Raw genomic sequence first — 22,868 nt, forward strand, 5'->3', positions numbered from 1 at the left:
GTGGCGGCCGCCACGGCCGCCACCGCCGCCACGCACGGCCGCGCGAGCGGCGCCGACCCACGGTCCGCGCGAGCCACCGACCCGCTGCCGCTCGTACCGCTGCAGCCGCCCCGTACCGGACGCGACCTCCTCGCCGACCACGTCACGGCGATGGTCTGCTGCTCGGCCGTCGACACGGCCGGTGCGCTGCCGGGGCTCGACTGGCTCGACGGCCCCACCCTCCTCATGGCGGGCGAGCGCCACGCCGATCTCAGCGGTCCTGTCCTCAGCCTGGTGGAGGACGGCGACCCGCAGCCCCTGCGCTCGTGGCTGGCCACCCTCGGCGTACGGCCGGAGAAACCCGTCAGGCTCGTATGAGCGAAGGACCGGCCCCGCAGGGGTGAACGCGGGGTGACACGGTGACGCGCCGCCCCGGTTTCACCCGGCCGCCGGGCCCCCGCCGACCGCATGGCGGCCCCGACCCGTCGCCCCAGGCACCTCAATCGCCCCAAGGAGCAACAAGGCCCCCGCCCCGCCGCCGAATTGCCGGTCCGCCCGCGTCAATTCACGACGATCGGTGACGGGCCGCGTGCGTTATGTGATGTGCTGGGGACCGGCGCTGACAGCCGGCGCCCGAAAGGTCGCGTCACCGAAGCGCCCGCGGTCCCCAGTACCGCGAGCCAGGGGGCCCGGAGAAGGAGCGCACGATGGGGGCGGATCACATCCGGCGATGGGAGTCGGGCGCACTCGCACACGCGGTCACCGACCCCTTCGGCCAGGGCCCCCTGCCCTGGCTCCGCGGCAGCGAGAACTACTTCGACGACACGGGCAACGTCGTGCCCTGGTACGCGGACCCGGAGCTGGGGCGCGCCCGTGGCGGCCCCCGCACCGCGGACGACGTGCGGCGCCAGATCAAGGGCTTCGTCTCCGGCGGTGCCGTCGCGCCGGGGGAGGCGCTGGACTTCCACGTCACGGTCGATCCGCCGCAGGAGTTCTCGGTCGACGTCTACCGCATCGGCCACTACAGCGGTGAGGGCGCCCGCAAGATCGTCACGAGCCCCCGCCTCTCCGGCATCGTCCAGCCCGCGCCCCTGACCGCCGACCGCACCGTCTCCTGCCACCACTGGTGGCTGTCCTGGCGGCTCCAGGTGCCGTCGTACTGGTCCATCGGCGCCTATGTGGCCGTCCTGACGACCGCGGACGGCCACCGCTCCCACGTCCCCTTCACCGTCCGCGACGACCGCCCCGCCGATCTGCTCCTCATGCTCCCCGACCTGACGTGGCAGGCGTACAACCTCTACCCCGAGGACGGCAGGACGGGCGCGAGCCTCTACCACGCGTGGGACGAGCAGGGCAGGCTGCTCGGCGAGGAGAACGCGGCCGTGACCGTGTCCTTCGACCGTCCGTACGCCGGCGCCGGGCTGCCGCTGCACGTGGGGCATGCGTACGACTTCATCCGCTGGGCGGAGCGCTACGGCTACGACCTCGCCTACGCCGACACGCGTGACCTGCACGCGGGCCGCGTCGACCCGACGCGCTACCGGGGCCTGGTGTTCCCCGGCCACGACGAGTACTGGTCGGTGCCGATGCGTCGCACGGCCGAACGCGCCCGCGACAGCGGCACATCGCTCGTCTTCCTCTCCGCCAACTCGATGTACTGGCAGGTGGAGCTCGGCCCGTCCGCATCGGGCGTCCCCGACCGGCTGCTGACCTGCCGCAAGCGGCACGGCCCGGGAAAGCCGTCGCTCTGGCGGGAGTTGGACAAGCCTGAGCAGCAGCTCATCGGCATCCAGTACGCGGGCCGCGTGCCGGAGCCGCATCCGCTCGTCGTCAGGAACGCGGGCCACTGGCTGTGGGAGGCGACGGGAGCCGTCGAGGGCGACCGCCTGGAGGGTCTTGTGGCCGGTGAGGCCGACCGCTACTTCCCGCGCGCGCCGCTGCCCGACCACGAGGACCGCATACTGCTGGCGCACTCCCCGTACCGGGACTGCGACCGGGTGGCGCGCCACCAGGAGACGTCGCTCTACCGGGCGCCGTCCGGGGCGCTGGTCTTCGCCTCGGGCACGTTCGCGTGGTCGCCGGCGCTCGACAGGCCGGGCCACGTCGACGCGCGCATCCAGCGGGCGACGGCCAACCTGCTCGACCGCATCTGCAAGCGCGACTGACGCGCCGCGCCCGCCGCGCCCCCGTCCGGGCCCGCTGCCTGCCGTCCGCCGCGTCCCCCGTACCGGCACCCCTGTACCTGCCGCCGCCCGTCCGTGCGGGAGAATCGAGAGGGTGATCGCGCAGATCACCGGGGGCAGGGCAACAAGGGATCGCGGAGAAGGAGCGGACGGAACATGGCCGGATTCGTGGAGAAACCCGAGCCGATCGAGGTCCCGGGGCTGACACACCTGCACACGGGCAAGGTGCGCGACCTGTACCGCAACGAGGCGGGCGAACTCGTGATGGTCGCAACCGACCGCATCTCCGTGTACGACTGGGTGCTGCCGACGGAGATCCCCGACAAGGGGAGGATCCTCACCCAGCTGTCGCTCTGGTGGTTCGGCCGCCTCACCGACCTCGTGCCGAACCACGTGATCTCGACCGACCTCCCCGCGGGCGCCCCCGCGGACTGGGAGGGGCGCACCCTCGTCTGCACGCCGCTGGAGATGATCCCGGTCGAGTGCGTCGCCCGCGGCTTCCTGACCGGATCCGGGCTCGCGGAGTACAACGAGACCCGGACGGTCTGCGGCCTCGCGCTGCCCGAGGGGCTCGTGGACGGCTCCGAGCTGCCGGGCGCGATCTTCACGCCCGCCACCAAGGCCGAGGTCGGCGACCACGACGAGAACGTCTCGTACGAGGAGGTCGCCCGCGTCGTGGGCGCCGAGACGGCCGCGCTGCTGCGCCGCACGACCCTCGACGTGTACGCGCGCGCGTTGGAGGTGGCGCGGGACCGGGGCATCATCCTCGCGGACACCAAGTTCGAGTTCGGCTTCGACGGCGACCGGCTCGTGCTCGCCGACGAGGTCCTCACCTCGGACTCGTCCCGCTTCTGGCCGGCCGAGGAGTGGGAGCCGGGCCACGCGCAGCCCTCGTACGACAAGCAGTACGTGCGCGACTGGCTGACGTCCCCCACGTCCGGCTGGGACAAGAACGGTCAGCTGCCGCCGCCCGAACTGCCCAAGGAGGTCGTCGAGGCGACACGGGCCAAGTACGTGGAGGCGTACGAGCGCCTCACCGGCATCAGCTGGACCTGATCGGCGGATCCTCCGATCAGCTGTTCCGCCGATGCGCCGATGCGCCGATCCGTCCGCGGCTCCGGCGGCGACGGCGAAGGCCCCTCCCGGACGACCGGGAGGGGCCTTCTGACGAGCGGACGACGAGGCTCGAACTCGCGACCTCAACCTTGGCAAGGTTGCGCTCTACCAACTGAGCTACGTCCGCATGCGCCCTGCGGCGCGCCCTCAACTATACCCAACGTCCCGGCGCGGGTAACCCGGCCCAGTGGCCACGGACAGCAGCGGCCGCACACGCGGCGGAGACCGCACACGCCAGAGGCCCCGGTCTTCCGACCGGGGCCTCTGATCACTGAGCGGACGACGAGATTCGAACTCGCGACCCTCACCTTGGCAAGGTGATGCTCTACCAACTGAGCCACGTCCGCACGCATCGAACTCGCGATGCGCTCATCACTCTACCTGATCCACAAGAGTGGTCGGAGGGTGATGCAGAGCGGGTGACAGGAATCGCACACTGTGCCTCCCCCTTGGAAAGGGGGCGTTCTACTACTGAACTACACCCGCACGCCCCGGGAGGTTCGGGCCTTTCGGCCTTGCCCCTCGGCGTGCTCCAGACTCTAGCCGATCAACCGGGGTGCATGGCAAATCGACGTCGCCCGCCGCCGGATCGGAGTCCCGGGCCGGTCTCGGCGCCTCAACTGGCCGCGCGGAACGCCTCGTAGACGCGCTTGGGGATGCGGCCCCTGGCCGGCACGTCCATCTTGTGCGACTGGGCCCAGGCGCGGACCGCCGCGGGGTCCGGCTCGAGGGACGTGTGGCGGTAGGAACCGCGCGCCTTGCCGCGCTTCGAGGCATTTGTCTGCTTGCGCCCCGCCGCCAGGTAGGGTGCGAGCGCCTTGCGCAGTTTCTTTGCATTGGCGGGATTGAGGTCGATCTCGTACGACTTCCCGTCCAGACCGAAGGCGACCGTTTCCGCCGCTTCTCCGCCGTCCATGTCGTCGGAGAGAGTGACCACTACGCGCTGCGCCACTGCTATCGGTCCTTTCCTGCGGCACCCCGCCCCGCGCCCTGCCTGCGATTGCGCGGGGCTGACGTGCGGCGATACCGGTCTTCTGCTCGTTCTCGGACGAAGTTGTTTTTCGCTGTATTCCTTTGTACAGCGGAAGGTGTCGCATTGTGAAGCCCAGTCAATTGCCTCAGCGTGTCCCGCGGCAATGGGTGGGGGCTTTTTTTCGTGGGGTTTCCGTGGCCGTCGCGGCCGCTATATCGGGACGTGATCTGTGACCTGCGTTATCTACCCGCGTAGATTCTCTGTGCGGGTACCCTGAGGGGAGCTGAGGAGAGCTTGGGGGGCCGAGGGCGATTCCCCGACAGGGGGAATCCCCTGCCGGAGGGGACCCCCACAGACCGCGGGGCCTCCCCCGGGGCGCACGCGCGCAGACCTGAGCCGACACAGCGAACACAGCCCGCACCACACCACCGGGAGTGCCAGTGGCACGCGTCGTAGTCGACGTCATGCTCAAGCCGGAGATCCTCGACCCGCAGGGCCAGGCCGTGCAGCGCGCGCTGCCCCGCCTCGGGTTCGACGGCATCGCCGACGTCCGCCAGGGGAAGCGTTTCGAGCTTGAGGTCGAGGGCCCGGTGGACGACGCCGCCCTCGCCCGCATCCACGAGATGGCCGAAACGTTCCTCGCCAACACCGTGATCGAGGACTTCGCGGTGAAGGTCGAGGAGACCGCGGAGCCGGCGAAGTGACCGCACGCATCGGAGTCGTCACCTTCCCCGGGACGCTCGACGACCGCGACGCGCTGCGCGCCGCGCGCATCGCCGGCGCCGAGCCCGTGGCCCTGTGGCACCGCGACAAGGACCTCAAGCAGGTCGACGCGGTCGTGCTCGCCGGCGGTTTCAGCTACGGCGACTATCTGCGCGCGGGCGCCATCGCCCGTTTCTCGCCCGTGATGGAGCAGGTCATCGAGCAGGCGAAGGCCGGCATGCCGGTCCTCGGTATCTGCAACGGTTTCCAGGTCCTGACCGAGACGCACCTGCTTCCCGGGGCGATGCTGCGCAACAACCACCTGCATTTCGTCTGCAAGGACCAGAGGCTCGGCGTCGAGAACGCGGGCACGGCCTGGACGGCCGACTTCGCGGCCGGGCAGGAGATCCACATTCCCCTGAAGAACATCGACGGGCGGTACGTCGCCGACGAGCACACTCTCGACGAGCTGGAGAGCGAGGGGCGTGTCGCCTTCCGCTACCTGGACGGCAACCCGAACGGCTCGCTCCGCGACATCGCCGGCGTCACGAACGCGGCGGGCAACGTCGTCGGACTCATGCCGCACCCCGAGCACGCGGTCGAGCCGCTGATCGGCACGGGCGGCACGGACGGCCTCGGATTCTTCACCTCGATCCTCAAGAAGCTGGTAAGCGCCGCATGAGCCACGCCTCCCTGGATACAGTCGACAACGCTGCGAAGACGCCCGACGTCGAGCAGCCATGGAAGGAACTCGGCCTCAAGGAGGACGAGTACGCGCGGGTGCGCGAGATCCTCGGCCGCCGTCCGACGGGCGCCGAGCTCGCGATGTACTCCGTCATGTGGTCGGAGCACTGCTCGTACAAGAGCAGCAAGGTGCACCTGCGGCAGTTCGGCGCGAAGGTCCCGAAGAACGACGCGATGCTCGTCGGCATCGGGGAGAACGCGGGCGTCGTGGACGTCGGCGAGGGGTACGCGGTCACCTTCAAGGTCGAGTCGCACAACCACCCGTCGTACGTCGAGCCCTACCAGGGCGCGGCCACCGGCGTGGGCGGCATCGTGCGCGACATCATCGCGATGGGCGCACGCCCGGTCGCGGTCGTCGACCCGCTGCGGATGGGCGCGGCCGACCACCCGGACACGAAGCGCGTCCTGCCCGGCGTCGTCGCCGGGATCGGCGGATACGGCAACAGCCTCGGCCTGCCCAACATCGGCGGCGAGCTCGTCTTCGACGCCTGCTACCAGGGCAACCCGCTGGTCAACGCGGGTGCGATCGGCGTGATGCGGCACGAGGACATCCACCTGGCGAAGGCGTCGGGCTCCGGCAACAAGATCATTCTGTACGGCGCCCGCACCGGCGGTGACGGCATCGGCGGCGCGTCGATCCTCGCGTCCGAGACGTTCGACGCGACGAAGCCGTCGAAGCGCCCCGCGGTGCAGGTCGGCGACCCGTTCCAGGAGAAGCTGCTCATCGAGTGCACGCTGGAGGCGTTCGCCGAGAAGCTCGTCGTCGGCATCCAGGACCTCGGCGCCGCCGGGCTGTCCTGCGCGACGAGCGAGCTGGCGTCGAACGGCTCGGGCGGCATGCGCGTCGAGCTGGACGACGTGCCGCTGCGCGACTCCACGCTCTCGCCCGAGGAGATCCTCATGAGCGAGTCGCAGGAGCGCATGTGCGCGGTGGTCGAGGAGGCGAAGGTCGAGCGCTTCCTCGCGATCTGCGAGAAGTGGGACGTCATCGCGACCGTCGTCGGCGAGGTCACCGACGGCGACCGGCTGGAGATCTTCTGGCACGGCGAGAAGATCGTCGACGTCGACCCGCGCACGGTCGCCCACGAGGGGCCCGTCTACGAGCGCCCGTACGCGCGCCCCGACTGGCAGGACGCGCTGCAGGCGGACGACGCGGCCCGGCTGCCGCGGCCGGCCGACGCGCAGGAACTGCGTGCGCAGGTGCTGAAGCTGGTGAGCTCGCCCAACCAGGCGTCGAAGGCGTGGGTCACCGACCAGTACGACCGGTTCGTGCAGGGCAACACCGTCCTGGCCCAGCCGGAGGACACCGGCATGGTCCGGATCAACGAGGAGACGGGACTCGGCGTCGCGCTGGCCAACGACGGCAACGGCCGGTTCGCCAAGCTCGACCCCTACACCGGCGCGCAGCTCGCGCTGGCCGAGGCGTACAGGAACGTGGCGGCCTCGGGCGCCAGGCCGCTCGCCGTCTCGGACTGCCTCAACTTCGGTTCGCCCGAGGATCCCGCGGTGATGTGGCAGTTCGCGGAGGCGGTGCGCGGCATCGCCGACGGCTGCCTGCAACTGGGTACGCCGGTGACCGGTGGCAACGTCTCGCTCTACAACCAGACGGGCGAGGCGGCGATCCACCCGACGCCGGTCGTGTCCGTGCTCGGCGTCATCGACGACGTGGCGCGGCGCACGCCGATGGCGTTCGCCGAGGACGGCCAGCTGCTCTACCTACTGGGCGACACCCGCGAGGAGTTCGGCGGGTCCGCCTGGTCGCAGGCGATCCACGACCACCTGGGCGGCCTGCCGCCCGCCGTGGACCTGGACCGCGAGAAGCTGCTCGGCGAGATCCTCGTCTCGGCCTCCCGCGACGGCATGATCGACGCCGCGCACGACCTGAGCGACGGCGGCCTGATCCAGGCGGTCACCGAGTCCTGCCTGCGTGGCGGGAACGGTGCGCGGCTCATCGTGCCGGACGGGCTCGACGCGTTCACGTTCCTGTTCAGCGAGTCCGCGGGGCGCGCCGTCGTCTCCGTGCCGCGCAGCGAGGAGATGCGCTTCACGGACATGTGCAAGGTGCGGGGGCTGCCCGCGACCAGGATCGGCGTGGTGGACGGCGACGTGATCGAGGTCCAGGGCGAGTTCACGCTCCCGCTGGAGGAGCTGCGTTCCGTGCACGAAGGGGCGATCCCGGCGCTGTTCGCCTGAGGGCGAAGGCCCGATCGCCGAGGCTGATGATGCCGGTGCCGACTGATGTCGGCACCGGCATCGGTGCGTTCACGGCCAGTGCGGTCGTGGCGGGTGCGGTCGTGGCCGGTGCGTTCAGATGACTTTTCCGTTGCGGCGGTCGAGGGCTTGTGCGGGATTACGTAATTACGTAAAGTCGAGCCATGGGGTTGGAGCAGCGAGTCACCGAGCTTGAACGGAGGCTGGCCGAGCTGGAAGGCGTGTCGGCGCCGGAGGCGCGGGCGGCCGACTCGCCGTCCGATGCGCGGTCCGGTGCGCCGGTGGATGCGCGGCCCGGTTCGGCGGAGCCGGGCGTGCGGCCGGAGTTCTGGGCGCTGCAACGGCTCAAGGCCGAGCTGGCGTCCATGGGCAGCCATGACGGCGGTGTGCTGTTCACGGGATCGGTGCGCCTGCCCACGCAGGAGCTCTACGAGTGGCAGTACGGCACGGCCACGGAGCAGTTGCTGGACGAGGACTGGTCGCGCGAGGCGGACGCGTTCGCCGCGCTCGGGCACGGCGTACGGCTGCGGCTGCTGAAGGAGGTCATGGCAGGCCGCCGCACGGCCGCCGAGCTCGCCGAGCTCGAAGGGATGGGCACGAGCGGGCAGGTCTACCACCACCTCAGGCAGCTGACGGGCGCCGGCTGGCTCCAGGCGGCCGGCCGTGGCCGCTACGAGATACCGGCGGGCCGGGTCGTGCCGCTGCTGGTCATGCTGTCCGCCGCGCGGCCCTGACCAGGCCGCCGCGGCCGCCGTGGGGGAAAACATCGAGGAACGCCATAGGGGGAAAGATGCGGGACAGTCATCAAGGCCGGGAGCGGTCAGGCGCGGCGCGGGGGGCCGCGCCTGACCCCGGACGGCCGGCGCGCCGGCAGTCCGGGCGCAAGATCGCCATGCTCGTCTACCGGCTCAGCTGGCTGGTCTTCCTGGGCCTGGTCGTCGCGGGCGTGATCACGGACCTGCCCTTCAGCTGGTGGCTGACGTGGGTGCCGGCCGTGGTCGCCGTGTGCCTGCTCGTCGGGCTCGGCCGCTCCACGGCCCGCGCCCAGCGGGCCGCGCGGCCGCCCGCCGTCGAGTGCGCGGCGCCGGTCACCGGGCGGTGGGCCGCTCTCAACAGCCCGGCGGACCGGGTGCCGAGCCACGGCACGCACGCGTACGGGCAGACGTACGCGATAGACATCGTCGGTGAGCCCGAACCGGGGACGCGGCCGGGGTTCGCGCGGGCCTGGCCGGTCATGAGGCGCAACGACCGGTTCCCCGGCTTCGGTGCGCAGGTGCGTGCCGTGGCGGACGCCACCGTCGTGACCGCGTCGGACGGCAAGCGCGACCACCTGAGCCGGAACTCGCCGGCCGGGGTGGTGTACCTGATGCTGGCCGAGAGCTGGATACGGGACCTGGGGGGTGCGGGCTGGGTCGTCGGCAACCACGTCGTCCTCGACCTCGGCGGCGGCACGTACGCGCTCTACGCGCACCTGCGCCGGGGATCGCTGGCCGTGCGGGCGGGGGAGCGGGTGACGGCGGGGCAGGCCATCGCGCAGTGCGGGAACAGCGGCAACTCCACCGAGCCGCACGTGCACTTCCAGCTGATGGACGATCCCGACCCCGATGTGGGCCGCGGCCTGCCGTTCCGCTGGCACGGCCTCGGCGTCCCCGCCGGCGGCGAGGCGTTCACGGCCGAAGGCGGTGCGCTTTCCGCGGGGCGCGCCGCGGGCGAGGTCGGCTAGCCTCATGCCCGTGCCGCCAGCCAAGAAGCGACTCCGCAGCTATGACCACGAGCGGACGTGTGCCGCCTTCCTCGCACAGTTCGCGCATGCGCGGGAGGCCGTGCGGGCGCTCGCGCCCGACCAGTACACGCTGCCGACCGGGCTCGGGAGCTGGACGGTGCGGGAGCTGGCCGCCCATCTCACGATGGCGGTGGAGGTCGTCAACAGCGCCCTCGAGGCCGAGGAGCCCGCGGGGCCCGCCGTGCCGTTGCTCGACTGGCCGTTCGGGACGGCGTCCCGCGCCACCAGCATCGCCGACCGGGTGGACGCGCTCGCGGCGGCGCGTGAGCCGGAGGAGCTGTTCACGACCGTGACGGAGCGCGCCGAGCGTCTGCTGCCCGGGGCCTCGGGCGACCGGCTGCTCGTGACGAGCTCCGGGCCCATGCGGCTCACGGACTACCTCGTCACGCGGATCGTGGAGCTCGTCGTCCACACCGACGACCTGAACCGGGCGGCCGGGCTTTCGGTGCCGTTCGACCGGCAGGCGCTCGCCACGGCGACGCGCCTGCTCGCCGACGCGCTCGCGGTCCGGGCGCCGGGGGCCTCGACGGAGGTGCGCGTCCCGCCGTACGCGGTGGTGCAGTGCGTCGAGGGGCCGCGGCACACGCGGGGCACGCCGCCCAACGTGGTGGAGGCCGAGCCACTCGTCTGGCTGCGGCTGGCCACGGGGCGCACGACTTGGGGCGAGGCGCTGGCCGCGGCCGAGGTCAGCGCCAGCGGGGAGCGCGCCGACCTGTCGGGGCTGCTGCCGCTCATGGGGTGAGGGCTGATGCGACGTACGGGGTGACGGCGGAGGGTGACGGTGTGCCCCGGTTGCGGAACCGTGCGTGGCGGTGGATCGTCCGAGGGACATGCAGAAGCAGGGGATCGCCACCGTTGGCATTGCCGCACTGCTGGCCCTCACGGCCGCCTGCGGCACGGAATCCGGGACGTCCGCAACGGGCGCCGGGACGGACTCGAGCGCGCCGGCGTCCGCCGACCCGAGCGGTAGCGCGGTGCGGACGGACCTCCCGCTCACCGGCGTGCGGTGGAAGGTCGACAGCCTGACGGTCGCGGGGGCGACCCCTGCGGTGCCGGCCGCCGCGACCATGGAGATCGACCGCGATGGGCGGATCTCGCTGGGCACGGGGTGCAACGGCTACAGCGGCCGGGTCCGGGTCGAGGGTGACGAGATCACCGTGGTGTCCGGCCTGAACAGGACGTTCGTCGGGTGCTCGATGTATCTGGAGCGGTACGAGGAGGCGATCGGGGATGCGTTCAAGGGGACGCTCAAGGCCCACGTGACCGGGCGGGCGGCGGACGACAGGGAGCTCGTGCTGACCTCGCCCGGGAAGCCGGCCACGCGCATCACGCTGACGACGCGGCCCGACGCGCCGCTCGTCGGGACGGCCTGGACGGTGGACGCCCTGACGAGCACGAGGTCGTCCACGACGCTGCCGAAGGGCACGGAGGGCAAGGCGCACTTCACGTTCGAGCACGGATCGGTCAGCGGCAGCCTCGGGTGCAACAGCTTCCACGCGCCGGCGAAGGTCTCCGGCTCCAAGGTGACCTTCGGACCCGTCATCTCCACCAAGATGGCCTGCTCACCCGCGCTGTCCGAGCTCGAGCAGGGAATCCTCAAGGTGCTGAAGGGGACGGTTACGGTGCAGACCAGCCACAAGGCGCTGTTCCTCAAGGGCGAGGACGGCGCCGGGCTCGCCGCGGTCGCCCGCGGCGTGGACGGATAACGGGCAGGGGCGCGGGCGACCGCGCCGCGAGCCGGGCCGCTGGGCGCGGGGGCGGTATGAGTTGGGTCACCGTGCGACGGCTGCACCGCGTGTACGTGCCGCAGGGTCGCGCCGGCCCCGGCTCAGGGGCACGCGGCCCCGCAGCGGCGGCGGGACGGGCCAGGGCCGCCGGTCGCGGGCGGTGAACGGTGGATCGCGCGGCCGCACGGTCTGCTGGGTGGGCGTGACATTGCGTGTTCGCCCCCACGAGATCGGCCCAGGTTTTACGCATCCCCAATTCGGACCAGTGGTCGATCTCGCCTACACTCGGTTGCGTGCCTCGTGGTGATGGACGACTCAGCCACGACCTGCTCCCCGGAGAAAAGGGCCCCCAGGACGCCTGCGGCGTCTTCGGAGTCTGGGCTCCGGGCGAAGAGGTCGCCAAGCTCACCTATTTCGGACTGTATGCCCTGCAGCACCGCGGACAGGAATCCGCGGGCATCGCAGTGAGCAACGGGTCCCAGATCCTCGTCTTCAAGGACATGGGCCTGGTCTCGCAGGTCTTCGACGAAACCTCCCTCGGCTCCCTGCAGGGCCACATCGCCGTCGGTCACGCGCGCTACTCGACCACCGGTGCGTCCGTGTGGGAGAACGCGCAGCCGACGTTCCGCGCGACAGCGCACGGCTCGGTGGCTCTCGGCCACAACGGCAACCTCGTCAACACCGCGGAGCTCGCGGAGATGGTCGCCGACCTGCCCAAGGAGAACGGCAGGGCCACCCAGCTCGCGGCGACCAACGACACCGACCTGGTCACCGCCCTCCTCGCCGGCCAGACCGACGAGGACGGCAAGCCCCTCACCGTCGAGGAGGCGGCACCTCTGGTGCTGCCCCAGGTGCAGGGCGCCTTCTCGCTCGTCTTCATGAGCGAGCACACCCTCTACGCCGCCCGCGACCCCCAGGGCATCAGGCCGCTCGTGCTCGGCCGCCTGGAGCGCGGCTGGGTCGTCGCGTCCGAGTCCGCCGCGCTCGACATCTGCGGCGCCGCGTTCGTCCGCGAGATCGAGCCGGGCGAGTTCATCGCCGTCGACGAGAACGGACTGCGAACGACTCGATTCGCAGAAGCGAAGCCCAAGGGCTGCGTCTTCGAGTACGTGTACCTGGCGCGGCCCGACACGGACATCGCCGGCCGGAACGTGTACCTGTCCCGCGTGGAAATGGGCAGGAAACTCGCCGCGGAGGCGCCGGCCGAGGCCGATCTGGTGATAGCGACCCCGGAGTCCGGCACGCCGGCGGCGATCGGCTACGCGGAGGCCAGCGGCATCCCGTACGGCTCGGGCCTGGTGAAGAACGCGTACGTCGGCCGTACGTTCATCCAGCCGTCCCAGACGATCAGGCAGCTCGGGATCCGGCTCAAGCTGAATCCGCTCAAGGAGGTCATCCGGGGCAAGCGCCTGGTGGTCGTGGACGACTCCATCGTCCGCGGCAACACCCAGCGCGCCCTGGTCAAGATGCTCCGCGAGGCCGGGGCCGCCGAGGTGCACATCCGCATCTCGTCCCCGCCGGTGAAGTGGCCGTGCTTCTTCGGCATCGACTTCGCCACCCGCGCCGAGCTGATCGCCAATGGCATGACCATCGACGAGATCGGCACCTCGCTCGGCGCCGACTCGCTGGCCTACATCTCCATCGACGGGATGATCGAGGCCACCACCATCGACAAGCCGGACCTGTGCCGCGCCTGCTTCGACGGTGTCTACCCGATGGACCTGCCCGACCCCGAGCTGCTCGGCAAGCAGCTGCTGGAGACCGAGCTCGCCGCCGGCCCCGCCGACACGGCGGCCGCCGACGCCCTGCGCCGCCCGTAGCGCCCGCACCCGAAACTCGCCCCTGCCCCGCGTACGCCGTCGGCCGGCGCCAAGCCCGTATCCCGTGCCGCCCCCGTACGTTCGACGACACGAAGGTTCCCGCAATGTCTCAGTCCCCCGCCCCCCGCACCGGTGCCAGCTACGCGGCCGCCGGCGTCGACATCGAGGCCGGCGACCGCGCGGTTGAGCTGATGAAGGAGTGGGTCAGGAAGACCCGCAGGCCCGAGGTGCTCGGTGGCATCGGAGGGTTCGCCGGCCTCTTCGACGCGTCCGCCCTGCGGCGCTACGAGCGACCGCTGCTCGCGTCGGCGACCGACGGCGTGGGCACCAAGGTCGACCTGGCGCGCAGGCTGGGCGTCTACGACACGATCGGCCACGACCTGGTCGGCATGGTCGTCGACGACCTGGTGGTGTGCGGCGCGGAGCCGCTGTTCATGACGGACTACATCTGCGTGGGCAAGGTTCACCCGGAGCGGGTCGCCGCGATCGTCAAGGGCATCGCCGAGGGGTGCGTGCTCGCCGGCTGCGCGCTGGTCGGCGGCGAGACCGCCGAGCACCCGGGGCTGCTGGGCGAGGACGACTTCGACGTCGCGGGCGCGGGGACGGGCGTCGTGGAGGCGGACACGCTGCTCGGCGCGGACCGTATCCGCGCGGGTGACGTCGTCGTCGCCATGGGATCGTCCGGTCTTCACTCGAACGGGTACTCCCTCGTGCGGCACGTGGTCTTCGACCGGGCCGGCTGGTCGCTGGAGCGCGAGGTCGCGGAGTTCGGCCGCACCCTGGGCGAGGAGCTGCTCGAACCGACGCGCATCTACTCCCTCGACTGCCTGGCCCTCACCAGGACCACCGAGGTGCACGCGTTCAGCCACGTGACGGGCGGCGGCCTCGCGGCCAACCTGGCCCGCGTCGTGCCCGACGGCCTGCACGCCTCCATCGACCGGTCGTCGTGGCGGCCCGCGCCCGTCTTCGAGGTGGTCGGCACGGTCGGCGGCGTCGAGCGGCTCGAACTGGAGAAGACGCTGAACATGGGCGTCGGCATGATCGCCGTGGTGCCTGAGGGGTCGGTGGACACCGCGCTGACCACGCTGGCCGACCGCGGGGTCGACGCCTGGGTCGCGGGACGGATCACCGAACGGGGAACTGAGGCCACCGGCGCCGCGCTGGTCGGGGACTACGCGGCCTGAGCCGGACGGAGGACCGCACAGAGGCACCAGGCGGGCAGCCGCACGGGGGCAGCACAAACCCGATCCGTGACCGTGATCCCGGACCGGGCAGGTGAAGAGAGGAAACGACGAAGGTGTGAGGCGTCAAGCGCCGCGGCGCTGGGAGGAAGGACCTGAGTCCTCGTCCTCGTCCTTGTCGTCCTCGTTGTACAGATCTGCGTACTGAGCGTACGGGTTGTCGTCTTCCTCCTCGTCATCCTCGAACGGCTCGCCGTTCGGAGGCTGACTGGAGGTAGACGCGCCTAGCTCGTTGGCCAGACGCGACAGGTCAGTCCCGCCGCTGTTGTACTTCAGCTGGCGGGCGACCTTCGTCTGCTTGGCCTTGGCCCGGCCGCGCCCCATGGCTCGACCCCCTCGGTGACGGGGCTACTCGGCCCCAGAGTCTTGACACGCGTTCATGGTTCAGAACGAGCTCTCGTCGGAGAGACCCGTCCGTAGGGCTTCAACCGTACCTGCTTCCGCGGCCATGCGGTACGCCGTCCACATGACGCGCCCGGGGGCAGAACCGGCGAGACGCCCCGTACTCGCTGGTCAGTGGCGATTTTAACCCCATCTCGGGGGCCGACCCGCCCGACCGGCGTGAGTCACGTCTCGCCGGGCCCCTCGTCAGGCGCTCCCGGTGGCCTCCGCCATCCTGAGTTCGGCGATCCTGTCCGCCGCCGCGGCCGGCGGAACGCCATCGATCTTTGCACGCGCGAAGATTTCGAGCGTGGTGTCGTAGATCGTCGCCGCCTTGGCCCTGCACCGCTCGAAGTCGAAGCCGTCCAGCTCGTCCGCGACCTGCATCACGCCGCCCGCGTTCACCACGTAGTCGGGCGCGTACAGGATGTCGCGGTCGGCGAGGTCCTTCTCCACGCCCGGATGCGCGAGCTGGTTGTTGGCCGCGCCGCAGACCACGCCCGCGGTGAGGTCGCGCACGGTCGCGTCGTCGAGCGCGCCGCCGAGCGCGCACGGCGCGTAGACGTCGAGCCCGGCGAGGCGCACGAGGGCGTCCGTGCCGTCGACGGCACGCACCCGCGGGTGCTGTTCGGTGATGCGGGCGACCGCGTCGGCGCGCACGTCCGTCACGACGACGTCCGCCCCGTCCTCGAGCAGGTGCCCCACCAGGTGGCGGCCGACCTTGCCGACGCCGGAGATCCCGACCGTGCGGCCGCGCAGCGAGGACTCGCCCCACTTCTCGCGCGCGCTCGCGCGCATGCCCTGGAAGACGCCGAACGCCGTGAGCACGGAGGAGTCCCCCGCGCCGCCGCCCTCGGGGGAGCGGCCCGTCGTCCAGCGGCAGGCGCGCGCCACGACGTCCATGTCCTGGACGTACGTGCCGACATCGCAGGCCGTCACGTACCGGCCGCCGAGCGACGCCACGGCCCTGCCGTAGGCGAGCAGCAGCTGTTCGGTCTTGATCTGCTCCGGGTCGCCGATGATCACGGCCTTGCCGCCGCCGTGGCGGAGCCCCGCCATGGCGTTCTTGTACGACATGCCGCGCGAGAGGTTGAGCGCGTCCGCGACGGCGTCGTCCTCGGAGGCGTACGGGTAGAAGCGGGTGCCGCCGAGCGCGGGGCCCAGGGCTGTCGAGTGGAGGGCGATCACGGCCTTCAGGCCGGAGGCGCGGTCCTGGCAGAGCACGACCTGCTCGTGTCCACCCTGTGCGGAGTGGAAGAGCGTGTGCAGGACGCCGTCGGTCACATCGGTCACGGTGGTGACTCCCAAGTACGAAGCGGCGGAGCCCCGCCGGCGGCCGCTCCTGAAGGTGGGGAGCGGCGCGCGGACGGGACCTGTTCGGCATGAGCGTAGCCCTGTGCGGGCCTGCCGGCCGGGTTCCGGAGGCAGTTGACCCACCGGCGGGGCGCGTCGCGGCAGGCGCGCGGTGGGAGGCGCGGCGGGCCCGCGCGGGGGGCAGGACAACGGCTTCCGCAGCGTGGGACGATTTCGGCATGCCGGCGGAGTCCTCCTCAGTACTGGTCCCTTACACGTCCTACCTGCGGGTGTACGAGCCGCTCGCGGCGTTTCCCGAGCCGGAGAGGGCGCACTGGACGCGGTACGCGCGCCGCGGCCGCACACCCACCGCGCAGGACGAGTTGCGCCGCTCGCTGGCCGATCTGCTGCCCACGCCGCCGGTCCCGGTGCGGGTGCACGAGAGCGCCGACGCGTTCGTGGCCGAGGTGGACGGCGTCGTGTGCGTCTGCCCCTGGCGGACGCGGCTGCGCGGGTGGCTCGCGCTGGAGGAACTGGCCCAGGAGCTGCCCGGCTCGCTGCTCGACGCGGTGCTGCCGCCCGTGGTGCGCGACCAGGCGGCGGCGGACTACGAGCGCTGGCGCGAGGGCAACCCGGACGCGCGCCCGTGGATCAGGACGTCGGTGTGGCAGGTGCCCGTTGGCTGGTTCACGCTGTTCGCCGACGACGAGCGCGAGTACGAGCCGGCGCCGGGCGACGGCGGCCCGGGGGAGGACGACCCGGGCGACCGCGGCCCGGGGGAGGACGGCCCGGGGGAGGCCGGGGCGCGCGGCCCGCTGCTGCGCTACCGGACGCCCATGGTGCAGGCGCGCAGGCGGCTGGCCCGCGCGCTCAAGGCACTGCGCGACACGATGGACGACGGGCCGCTGATCGAGGGTCTGGTCGACGTGGGGCGCTGGCTCGAGGAGTTCCACCCGAGGTCGCTGGTGGAGCTGGACTACGGCGGCCTGGTGCACGTGCTGCCCGACGAGCATCTGGCGAAGGACCACTCGGCTGCGGACGTGGCCGAGGGCATCGCCGCGCTGCGCGAGGGGGACGGGGAGGGCGCGGGGGCCGCGTACGCGCGCTTCACCGAGCGCTGGCGCGCCGTGAAGCGCCTCCAGTTCGCCAACTGACGCGGCACGGCTTGGCAAGGCCCGGAGCGGGCCCGCCGGCCCGCGGCCGGTCCTCCGGGGCGCCGTGTCCGGACGGACGCGGACGGTGTGCGCGTACGCACTGCGTAGATCGACGTATCGGAAACGTCGTCCTTCACGTATTGTCCGTACACTCCCGCGCAACGCTTTCACCAGAGCCGCACAGGACCACACACAGTCCAACGGGCTGCGCCCCAGGTGGGATGTGCCCTTCGTCTCCGCCCAACGTCCCGATTCCGGGCGTTTGGTCCTTAAGCGTGACGGACCGCACTAACAGGGGCCTTGTGCTCATCCCCCATCCTCGTGTCAAAATAGGACAAGGAGTCCGGGGAGGGTTCCTTCCGCCCAAGTGTGGGTGGAATGTTTGGCATTGCACTCTGTATGGGGGGTCTGGTGGCCCCTGACAGTTCTGTGACTGATCGTCACACTCGCGTGACTGTCCGCTATGGCATGGTCCATCGGCTTCCGCCGCTGATGAACACCTCAGAGGGCAATTCCATCGGTTTGGCCGACGTGGCTGGACAGATGGTGTAGTTGTAGTGCCGAGGACAAGCCGTTCGTCCTATAACCGACTCGGTCCGCGTGCGCCATTTCGGGCAACGCGGGCCAAGGTGCAGAATTTAGTGGAAAGAACCGAGAAGGTTCGGTTCTCCCGAGGAGGCCGCTCATGACCGCTCGCACCCCTGATGCCGAGCCGCTGCTGACCCCGGCTGAGGTTGCCACGATGTTCCGCGTGGACCCGAAGACGGTCACACGCTGGGCAAAGGCGGGCAAGCTCACGTCCATCCGAACGCTCGGAGGACATCGCCGGTACCGCGAGGCTGAGGTCCGCGCACTGCTTGCGGGGATCCCGCAGCAGCGCAGCGAGGCCTGAACAGCACATTAGGGCTCAACAGGCATAACAAGCAGGGCCCGGCCAGTTCCCCCAACTCGGCCGTTCCCACCCATAGCTCCACACGACGGGTGCCTGCCCCAACAGGCCCCATGCCCAGGCATTACGGGTAAGTCGTCAAGATCGCGCCGGACTCCGCCGAGTCCGGCGCGATCTTGTGTGCGGTGTGTGTCCCCCGTGTGGGTGGATGCGGGGGTGTCCTGACGGTCCGACCGGTCGGTGTGTTGGAACCTGTGGGAGTGCCTCGCCGGAGAGTGCAATTGCACATACAAAATTGAGGGTATGTAGGAGGGGCATAAACGGGACTGCCGACGAAAGTTGGAGAGTGACTCCCGTCACACCCCTGATTGCGTGTGTACGGCCGGGGCACGCACCGGCGTGCCGGGCTTCACAGGGTGCGGCGCGCACAGACGAGCGTCAATACGCACATCGGCGTGTAACCGGCGGTCGCGCGCCGGGCAACGTGAAGGGCCCGCACCCCGAGGGGTGCGGGCCCTTCACTTCATGCGGTCCTGACGGGATTTGAACCCGCGGCCTCCACCTTGACAGGGTGGCGAGCACTCCAAACTGCTCCACAGGACCTTGATGCGCCGCCCGGCGAGTGTGGGCCGCGGAGACAGACTGTACAGCAGCTCCGACCGCCGGGTCGAACTGAGAGGCTGTTGAGGGACGCGGCCGGGACCTGGCCGCCTCCCGCTACGGCGCCGCCGCGTCGATCGCCTTCACGATCCGCTTGTCCGAGACCGGCTGCGCCGTCCCCAGCGCGTGCGCGAAGTAGCTGACCCGCAGTTCCTCGATCATCCAGCGGATGTTCTCCACCTGCTCCGGAACGGGCCGCCCCTGGGGCAGCTGCTCCAGCAGCCAGGCGTACTCGTCCCGCATCTCGTGGACCTTCTCCATGCGCGTGGTGTCGCGCTGCACCGCCGTCGGCATCTGCTGGAGCCTGCGGTCGGCCGCCATCAGGTACCGCATCACGTCCGGCAGCCGCCGCACGCCCACGGCCGTGACGAAGCCGGGCGGCACGAGCCGCGCCAGCTGGTCCCTGACGTCCTGGACGTTCGCCAGCAGCGCCTGGCTCGTGGTGGCGCGCAGCCGGCGCTCACAGGCCTGCCAGGCGGCCAGGATCTGCTGCACCTGCGCCACGGTGCGCACGGTCGCGTCGACCAGGTCGGCGCGGACGCTGTCGTACAGCTTGCGGTACGACTCCTCGTCCCAGGCCGGGCCGCCGTGGTCGGCGATCAGCTTGTCGGCCGCGGCCGTCGCGCAGTCCTCGAACAGCGCCTGGATCGAGCCGTGGGGGCTGCTCGACAGGTTGAGCTTCTGCTGGTTGGTCAGCTTCTGCGACGCGAACTTCGCCGCGTTGACGGGGATGTTCAGCAGGATCAGCCGCCGCGTGCCGCGCCACATCGCACGCTGCTGCTCGGCCTCGGTGTCGAAGAGGCGCACCGCGACCGTCTCGCCCTGGTCCACCAGCGCCGGATACGCCTTGACGGGCTGGCCCGCCCTGCGCGTCTCGAAGACGCGGACCAGGGAGCCGATCGTCCAGTCCTTCAGGCCGGTGCGTTCGATCGCCTCACCGCCCGACCGCTCCGCCGTCGCGGCCGCGGCCTTGGAGAGCGCCTGGCGGGCCTTCGGGCGCAGCCTCTGGCGCAGCGATTCGAGGTCCTTGGCCTCCGCCAGCTTCCGCCGTCTCTCGTCGACGATCCGGAAGGTGATCTTCAGGTGGTCGGGCACACGCGACAGGTCGAAGTCGTCCGCCGCGACCGTCACCCCGGTCATCTGCCGCAGCTCGCGCGCGAGCGTGGTGGTCAGCGGCTCCTGGAGCGGCACGGCACGGTCGAGGAAGCGCTTGGCGTAGTTCGGCGCCGGCACGCAGTGGCGCCTGATCGGCTTGGGCAGCGACCTGATCAGCTCCGTCACCACCTGCTCCCGCAGGCCCGGGATCTGCCAGTCGAACCCCTCGTCCGTGACCTGGTTGAGCACCTGGAGCGGCACGTGGACGGTCACGCCGTCCGCGTCCGCGCCGGGCTCGAACTGGTAGGTGACGCGGAACTTCAGCCGGCCCTGCCGCCACGAGTCCGGGTAGTCGTCCTTCGTGACGGACTCCGCGGCCTCGTTGATGAGCATCGACCGCTCGAAGTCGAGCAGTTCGGGCTCCTCGCGGCGCTTGTGCTTCCACCAGGAGTCGAAGTGGGCGCCGGAGACGACGTGTTCCGGCACGCGCTGGTCGTAGAAGTCGAACAGCGTCTCGTCGTCCACCAGGATGTCGCGGCGCCGCGCGCGGTGCTCCAGCTCCTCGACCTCGCCGAGCAGCTTGCGGTTGTCGTGGAAGAACTGGTGGTGCGTGCGCCAGTCGCCCTCCACCAGCGCGTTGCGGATGAACAGGTCGCGGGAGACCTCCGCGTCGATCCTGCCGTAGTTGACCTTGCGGTCGGTGACGATCGGCACCCCGTACAGCGTGACCTTCTCGTACGCCATCACGGCCGCCATGTCCTTCTCCCAGTGCGGCTCGCTGTAGGTGCGTTTGATCAGGTGGCCCGCGAGCGGCTCGACCCACTCGGGCTCGATGCGCGCGTTGACGCGCGCCCACAGCCTGGACGTCTCCACCAGCTCGGCGGACATCAGGAACCTGGGCGGCTTCTTGAACAGCGCCGAGCCGGGGAAGACCGCGAACTTGGCACCGCGCGCGCCCACGTACTCGTTCTTCGCGCCGTCCTTGACGTCCTTCATGCCGACGTGCGACAGCAGGCCCGCCAGGAGCGAGACGTGCACGCGCTGGTCGGGCGCCGTGGCGTCCTCGTCGCCCAGGGAGATCCCCATCTGCTTGGCGACCGTCCGCAGCTGGCTGTAGATGTCCTGCCACTCCCTGATCCGCAGGTAGTTCAGGTACTCGGCCTTGCACATCCGCCTGAACCCCGAGGACGAGCGCGCCTTCTGCTGCTCGCGCAGGTAGCGCCACAGGTTGAGGAAGGCCAGGAAGTCGGACGTCTCGTCCCTGAACCGCGCGTGCTGCTGGTCGGCCTGCGCCTGCTTGTCGACGGGCCGTTCGCGCGGGTCCTGGATGGACAGCGCCGCCGCGATCACCATGACCTCGCGGACGCAGCCGTTGCGGTCCGCCTCGACGACCATCCGCGCGAGACGCGGGTCGACGGGCAGCTGCGAGAGCTTGCGGCCCAGCTCCGTCAGGCGCTTGCCGCGCCCCTTGGCGGTGGACGGGTCGAGCGCGCCGAGCTCCTCCAGCAGTTGCACGCCGTCGCGGATGTTGCGGTGGTCGGGCGGGTCGATGAACGGGAACCGCTCGATGTCGCCGAGGCCGGCGGCCGTCATCTGGAGGATGACCGACGCCAGGTTCGTGCGCAGGATCTCGGCGTCCGTGAACTCGGGGCGCGCCTCGAAGTCGTCCTCGGAGTACAGCCGTACGCAGATGCCGTCCGACGTGCGCCCGCAGCGGCCCTTGCGCTGGTTGGCGCTGGCCTGGGAGACCGGCTCGATCGGCAGCCGCTGCACCTTGGTGCGGTGGCTGTAGCGCGAGATGCGGGCGGTGCCGGGGTCGATGACGTACTTGATGCCCGGCACCGTCAGCGACGTCTCCGCGACGTTCGTCGCCAGGACGATCCTGCGGCCTGAGTGGCGCTGGAAGACGCGGTGCTGCTCCGCGTGCGACAGGCGCGCGTACAGCGGCAGCACCTCGGTGTTCCTCAGCTTGCGGCGCTCCAGCGCGTCCGCCGTGTCGCGGATCTCGCGCTCGCCCGAGAGGAACACGAGGATGTCGCCCGGCCCTTCGGCCTGGAGCTCGTCCACGGCGTCGGAGATCGCGGTGACCTGGTCGCGGTCGCCCTCGTCGCCGTCCTCCTCGAGCAGCGGCCGGTAGCGGACCTCGACGGGGTACGTGCGGCCCGAGACCTCCACGATCGGCGCGTCGCCGAAGTGGCGGGAGAAGCGCTCGGGGTCGATCGTCGCGGACGTGATGACGACCTTGAGGTCGGGGCGGCGCGGCAGCAGCTGGGCGAGGTAGCCGAGCAGGAAGTCGATGTTGAGGCTGCGCTCGTGGGCCTCGTCGATGATGATCGTGTCGTAGGCGCGCAGCTCGCGGTCCGTCTGGATCTCCGCGAGGAGGATGCCGTCCGTCATGAGCTTCACGAACGTCGAGGCCGGGTTGACCTGGTCGGTGAAGCGGACCTTCCAGCCGACGGTCTCGCCGAGCGGCGTCCCGAGCTCCTCCGCGACGCGCTCGGCCACCGTGCGGGCGGCGATGCGGCGCGGTTGGGTGTGGCCGATCATGCCGCGCAGGCCGCGCCCGAGCTCCAGGCAGATCTTGGGGATCTGCGTGGTCTTGCCCGACCCCGTCTCACCGGCGACGATCACGACCTGGTGGTCGCGTATCGCCTCCAGGATGGTGTCCTTCTTCTGGCTGACGGGCAGCTGCTCGGGGTACGTGACGGCCGGCAGCCTGGCGGCCCGCCGCCTGACGCGGTCGGCTGCCTTCTCGGCCTCGGCGCTGATCTCGTCCAGCACGGCCTGGCGTGCCTCGGGCTTGCGGATGCGCCGGGTGCCTTCGAGTCGCCGGCCGAGCCGCTGCGCGTCGCGCAGGGAGACCTCGGCCAGCAGGGACTGGAGGTCGGCGAGGGAAGTAGACATACCGCATCCCAGG

At 71.0% G+C, this 22,868-nt stretch carries 17 protein-coding genes, 4 tRNA genes and 1 pseudogene; 14 read left to right on the forward strand and 8 right to left on the reverse strand.

Features of this window, described 5'->3' with window-relative positions:
• The 3 genes and pseudogenes from JFN87_RS19525 to JFN87_RS19535 form a co-directional block, all read left to right on the forward strand.
• A pseudogene (locus JFN87_RS19525) lies at positions 1–357 on the forward strand (hypothetical protein); the annotation flags it as partial.
• Between the two features lie 329 nt (positions 358–686).
• Positions 687–2,144: a N,N-dimethylformamidase beta subunit family domain-containing protein gene (locus JFN87_RS19530; protein ID WP_209341725.1), complete on the forward strand. Its 1,458-nt coding sequence runs from the start codon at positions 687–689 to the stop codon at positions 2,142–2,144.
• 174 nt (positions 2,145–2,318) lie between these two features.
• Positions 2,319–3,218 (forward strand): phosphoribosylaminoimidazolesuccinocarboxamide synthase, encoded by a 900-nt coding sequence (locus JFN87_RS19535; protein ID WP_209341727.1) that lies wholly within the window; start codon positions 2,319–2,321, stop codon positions 3,216–3,218.
• Between the two features lie 114 nt (positions 3,219–3,332).
• On the opposite strand, the gene JFN87_RS19540 is transcribed toward JFN87_RS19535, so the two are convergent.
• From JFN87_RS19540 to JFN87_RS19555, 4 genes are all read right to left on the reverse strand, one after another.
• Positions 3,333–3,405: transfer RNA gene (locus JFN87_RS19540), tRNA-Gly, on the reverse strand.
• Positions 3,406–3,552: 147 nt separating this feature from the next.
• Positions 3,553–3,625 (reverse strand) — tRNA-Gly (locus JFN87_RS19545).
• A 67-nt stretch (positions 3,626–3,692) separates the two neighbouring features.
• Positions 3,693–3,764 (reverse strand) — tRNA-Gly (locus JFN87_RS19550).
• A 130-nt stretch (positions 3,765–3,894) separates the two neighbouring features.
• Entirely contained in the window at positions 3,895–4,230 is a 336-nt protein-coding gene (locus tag JFN87_RS19555) for a histone-like nucleoid-structuring protein Lsr2 (RefSeq protein ID WP_209341728.1), read from the reverse strand.
• 461 nt (positions 4,231–4,691) lie between these two features.
• Between JFN87_RS19555 and purS the strand changes: the two genes are divergently transcribed.
• The 9 genes from purS to purM all read left to right on the forward strand — a co-directional run bounded on the left by purS (position 4,692) and on the right by purM (position 14,422).
• On the forward strand, positions 4,692–4,955 hold the full coding sequence (gene purS / locus JFN87_RS19560) for a phosphoribosylformylglycinamidine synthase subunit PurS (RefSeq protein ID WP_209341729.1): 264 nt from the start codon (positions 4,692–4,694) through the stop codon (positions 4,953–4,955).
• Positions 4,952–5,635, forward strand: coding sequence for a phosphoribosylformylglycinamidine synthase subunit PurQ (gene purQ / locus JFN87_RS19565; protein ID WP_209341730.1), 684 nt, complete (start codon positions 4,952–4,954; stop codon positions 5,633–5,635). Before purS ends, purQ begins: the two co-directional genes overlap by 4 nt.
• Positions 5,632–7,890 carry a phosphoribosylformylglycinamidine synthase subunit PurL gene (purL, locus tag JFN87_RS19570; RefSeq protein ID WP_209341731.1) on the forward strand — a complete coding sequence of 753 codons (2,259 nt, stop codon included), beginning with the start codon at positions 5,632–5,634 and terminating at the stop codon, positions 7,888–7,890. Before purQ ends, purL begins: the two co-directional genes overlap by 4 nt.
• 182 nt (positions 7,891–8,072) lie before the next feature.
• Positions 8,073–8,642 carry an ArsR/SmtB family transcription factor gene (locus JFN87_RS19575; protein ID WP_209341732.1) on the forward strand — a complete coding sequence of 190 codons (570 nt, stop codon included), beginning with the start codon at positions 8,073–8,075 and terminating at the stop codon, positions 8,640–8,642.
• A gap of 158 nt (positions 8,643–8,800) precedes the next feature.
• Complete coding sequence (locus JFN87_RS19580; protein ID WP_245180474.1) at positions 8,801–9,631, forward strand: murein hydrolase activator EnvC family protein; 831 nt, start codon at positions 8,801–8,803, stop codon at positions 9,629–9,631.
• Between the two features lie 10 nt (positions 9,632–9,641).
• Positions 9,642–10,433: a maleylpyruvate isomerase family mycothiol-dependent enzyme gene (locus tag JFN87_RS19585; protein WP_209341734.1), complete on the forward strand. Its 792-nt coding sequence runs from the start codon at positions 9,642–9,644 to the stop codon at positions 10,431–10,433.
• Between the two features lie 88 nt (positions 10,434–10,521).
• The gene (locus JFN87_RS19590) at positions 10,522–11,397 is read left to right on the forward strand and encodes an META domain-containing protein (RefSeq protein WP_209341736.1); all 876 of its coding nucleotides are present in this window, start codon (positions 10,522–10,524) and stop codon (positions 11,395–11,397) included.
• Between the two features lie 314 nt (positions 11,398–11,711).
• A complete protein-coding gene (purF, locus tag JFN87_RS19595) occupies positions 11,712–13,238 on the forward strand; it encodes an amidophosphoribosyltransferase (RefSeq protein WP_209341738.1) in 1,527 nt (508 codons plus the stop codon).
• Between the two features lie 104 nt (positions 13,239–13,342).
• Positions 13,343–14,422, forward strand: a complete 1,080-nt coding sequence (gene purM / locus JFN87_RS19600; protein ID WP_209341740.1) for a phosphoribosylformylglycinamidine cyclo-ligase — start codon at positions 13,343–13,345, stop codon at positions 14,420–14,422.
• A 123-nt stretch (positions 14,423–14,545) separates the two neighbouring features.
• On the opposite strand, the gene JFN87_RS19605 is transcribed toward purM, so the two are convergent.
• Both JFN87_RS19605 and JFN87_RS19610 read right to left on the reverse strand, forming a co-directional pair.
• A complete protein-coding gene (locus JFN87_RS19605; protein WP_209341742.1) occupies positions 14,546–14,803 on the reverse strand; it encodes a DUF3073 domain-containing protein in 258 nt (85 codons plus the stop codon).
• A 264-nt stretch (positions 14,804–15,067) separates the two neighbouring features.
• Positions 15,068–16,153, reverse strand: a complete 1,086-nt coding sequence (locus JFN87_RS19610) for a Leu/Phe/Val dehydrogenase (protein WP_209341744.1) — start codon at positions 16,151–16,153, stop codon at positions 15,068–15,070.
• A gap of 239 nt (positions 16,154–16,392) precedes the next feature.
• Between JFN87_RS19610 and JFN87_RS19615 the strand changes: the two genes are divergently transcribed.
• Positions 16,393–17,307 carry a DUF8083 family protein gene (locus tag JFN87_RS19615; protein ID WP_209341746.1) on the forward strand — a complete coding sequence of 305 codons (915 nt, stop codon included), beginning with the start codon at positions 16,393–16,395 and terminating at the stop codon, positions 17,305–17,307.
• A 685-nt stretch (positions 17,308–17,992) separates the two neighbouring features.
• Entirely contained in the window at positions 17,993–18,199 is a 207-nt protein-coding gene (gene bldC, locus JFN87_RS19620; RefSeq protein ID WP_003949541.1) for a developmental transcriptional regulator BldC, read from the forward strand.
• Positions 18,200–18,724: 525 nt separating this feature from the next.
• On the opposite strand, the gene JFN87_RS19625 is transcribed toward bldC, so the two are convergent.
• Positions 18,725–18,799, reverse strand: a tRNA-Asp gene (locus tag JFN87_RS19625).
• 114 nt (positions 18,800–18,913) lie between these two features.
• Positions 18,914–22,855, reverse strand: a complete 3,942-nt coding sequence (gene hrpA / locus JFN87_RS19630; RefSeq protein ID WP_209341748.1) for an ATP-dependent RNA helicase HrpA — start codon at positions 22,853–22,855, stop codon at positions 18,914–18,916.
• Positions 22,856–22,868: the final 13 nt, after the last annotated feature.

Source organism: Streptomyces montanisoli, assembly GCF_017813245.1.
GTDB classification, from domain to species: Bacteria; Actinomycetota; Actinomycetes; order Streptomycetales; family Streptomycetaceae; genus Streptomyces; species Streptomyces montanisoli.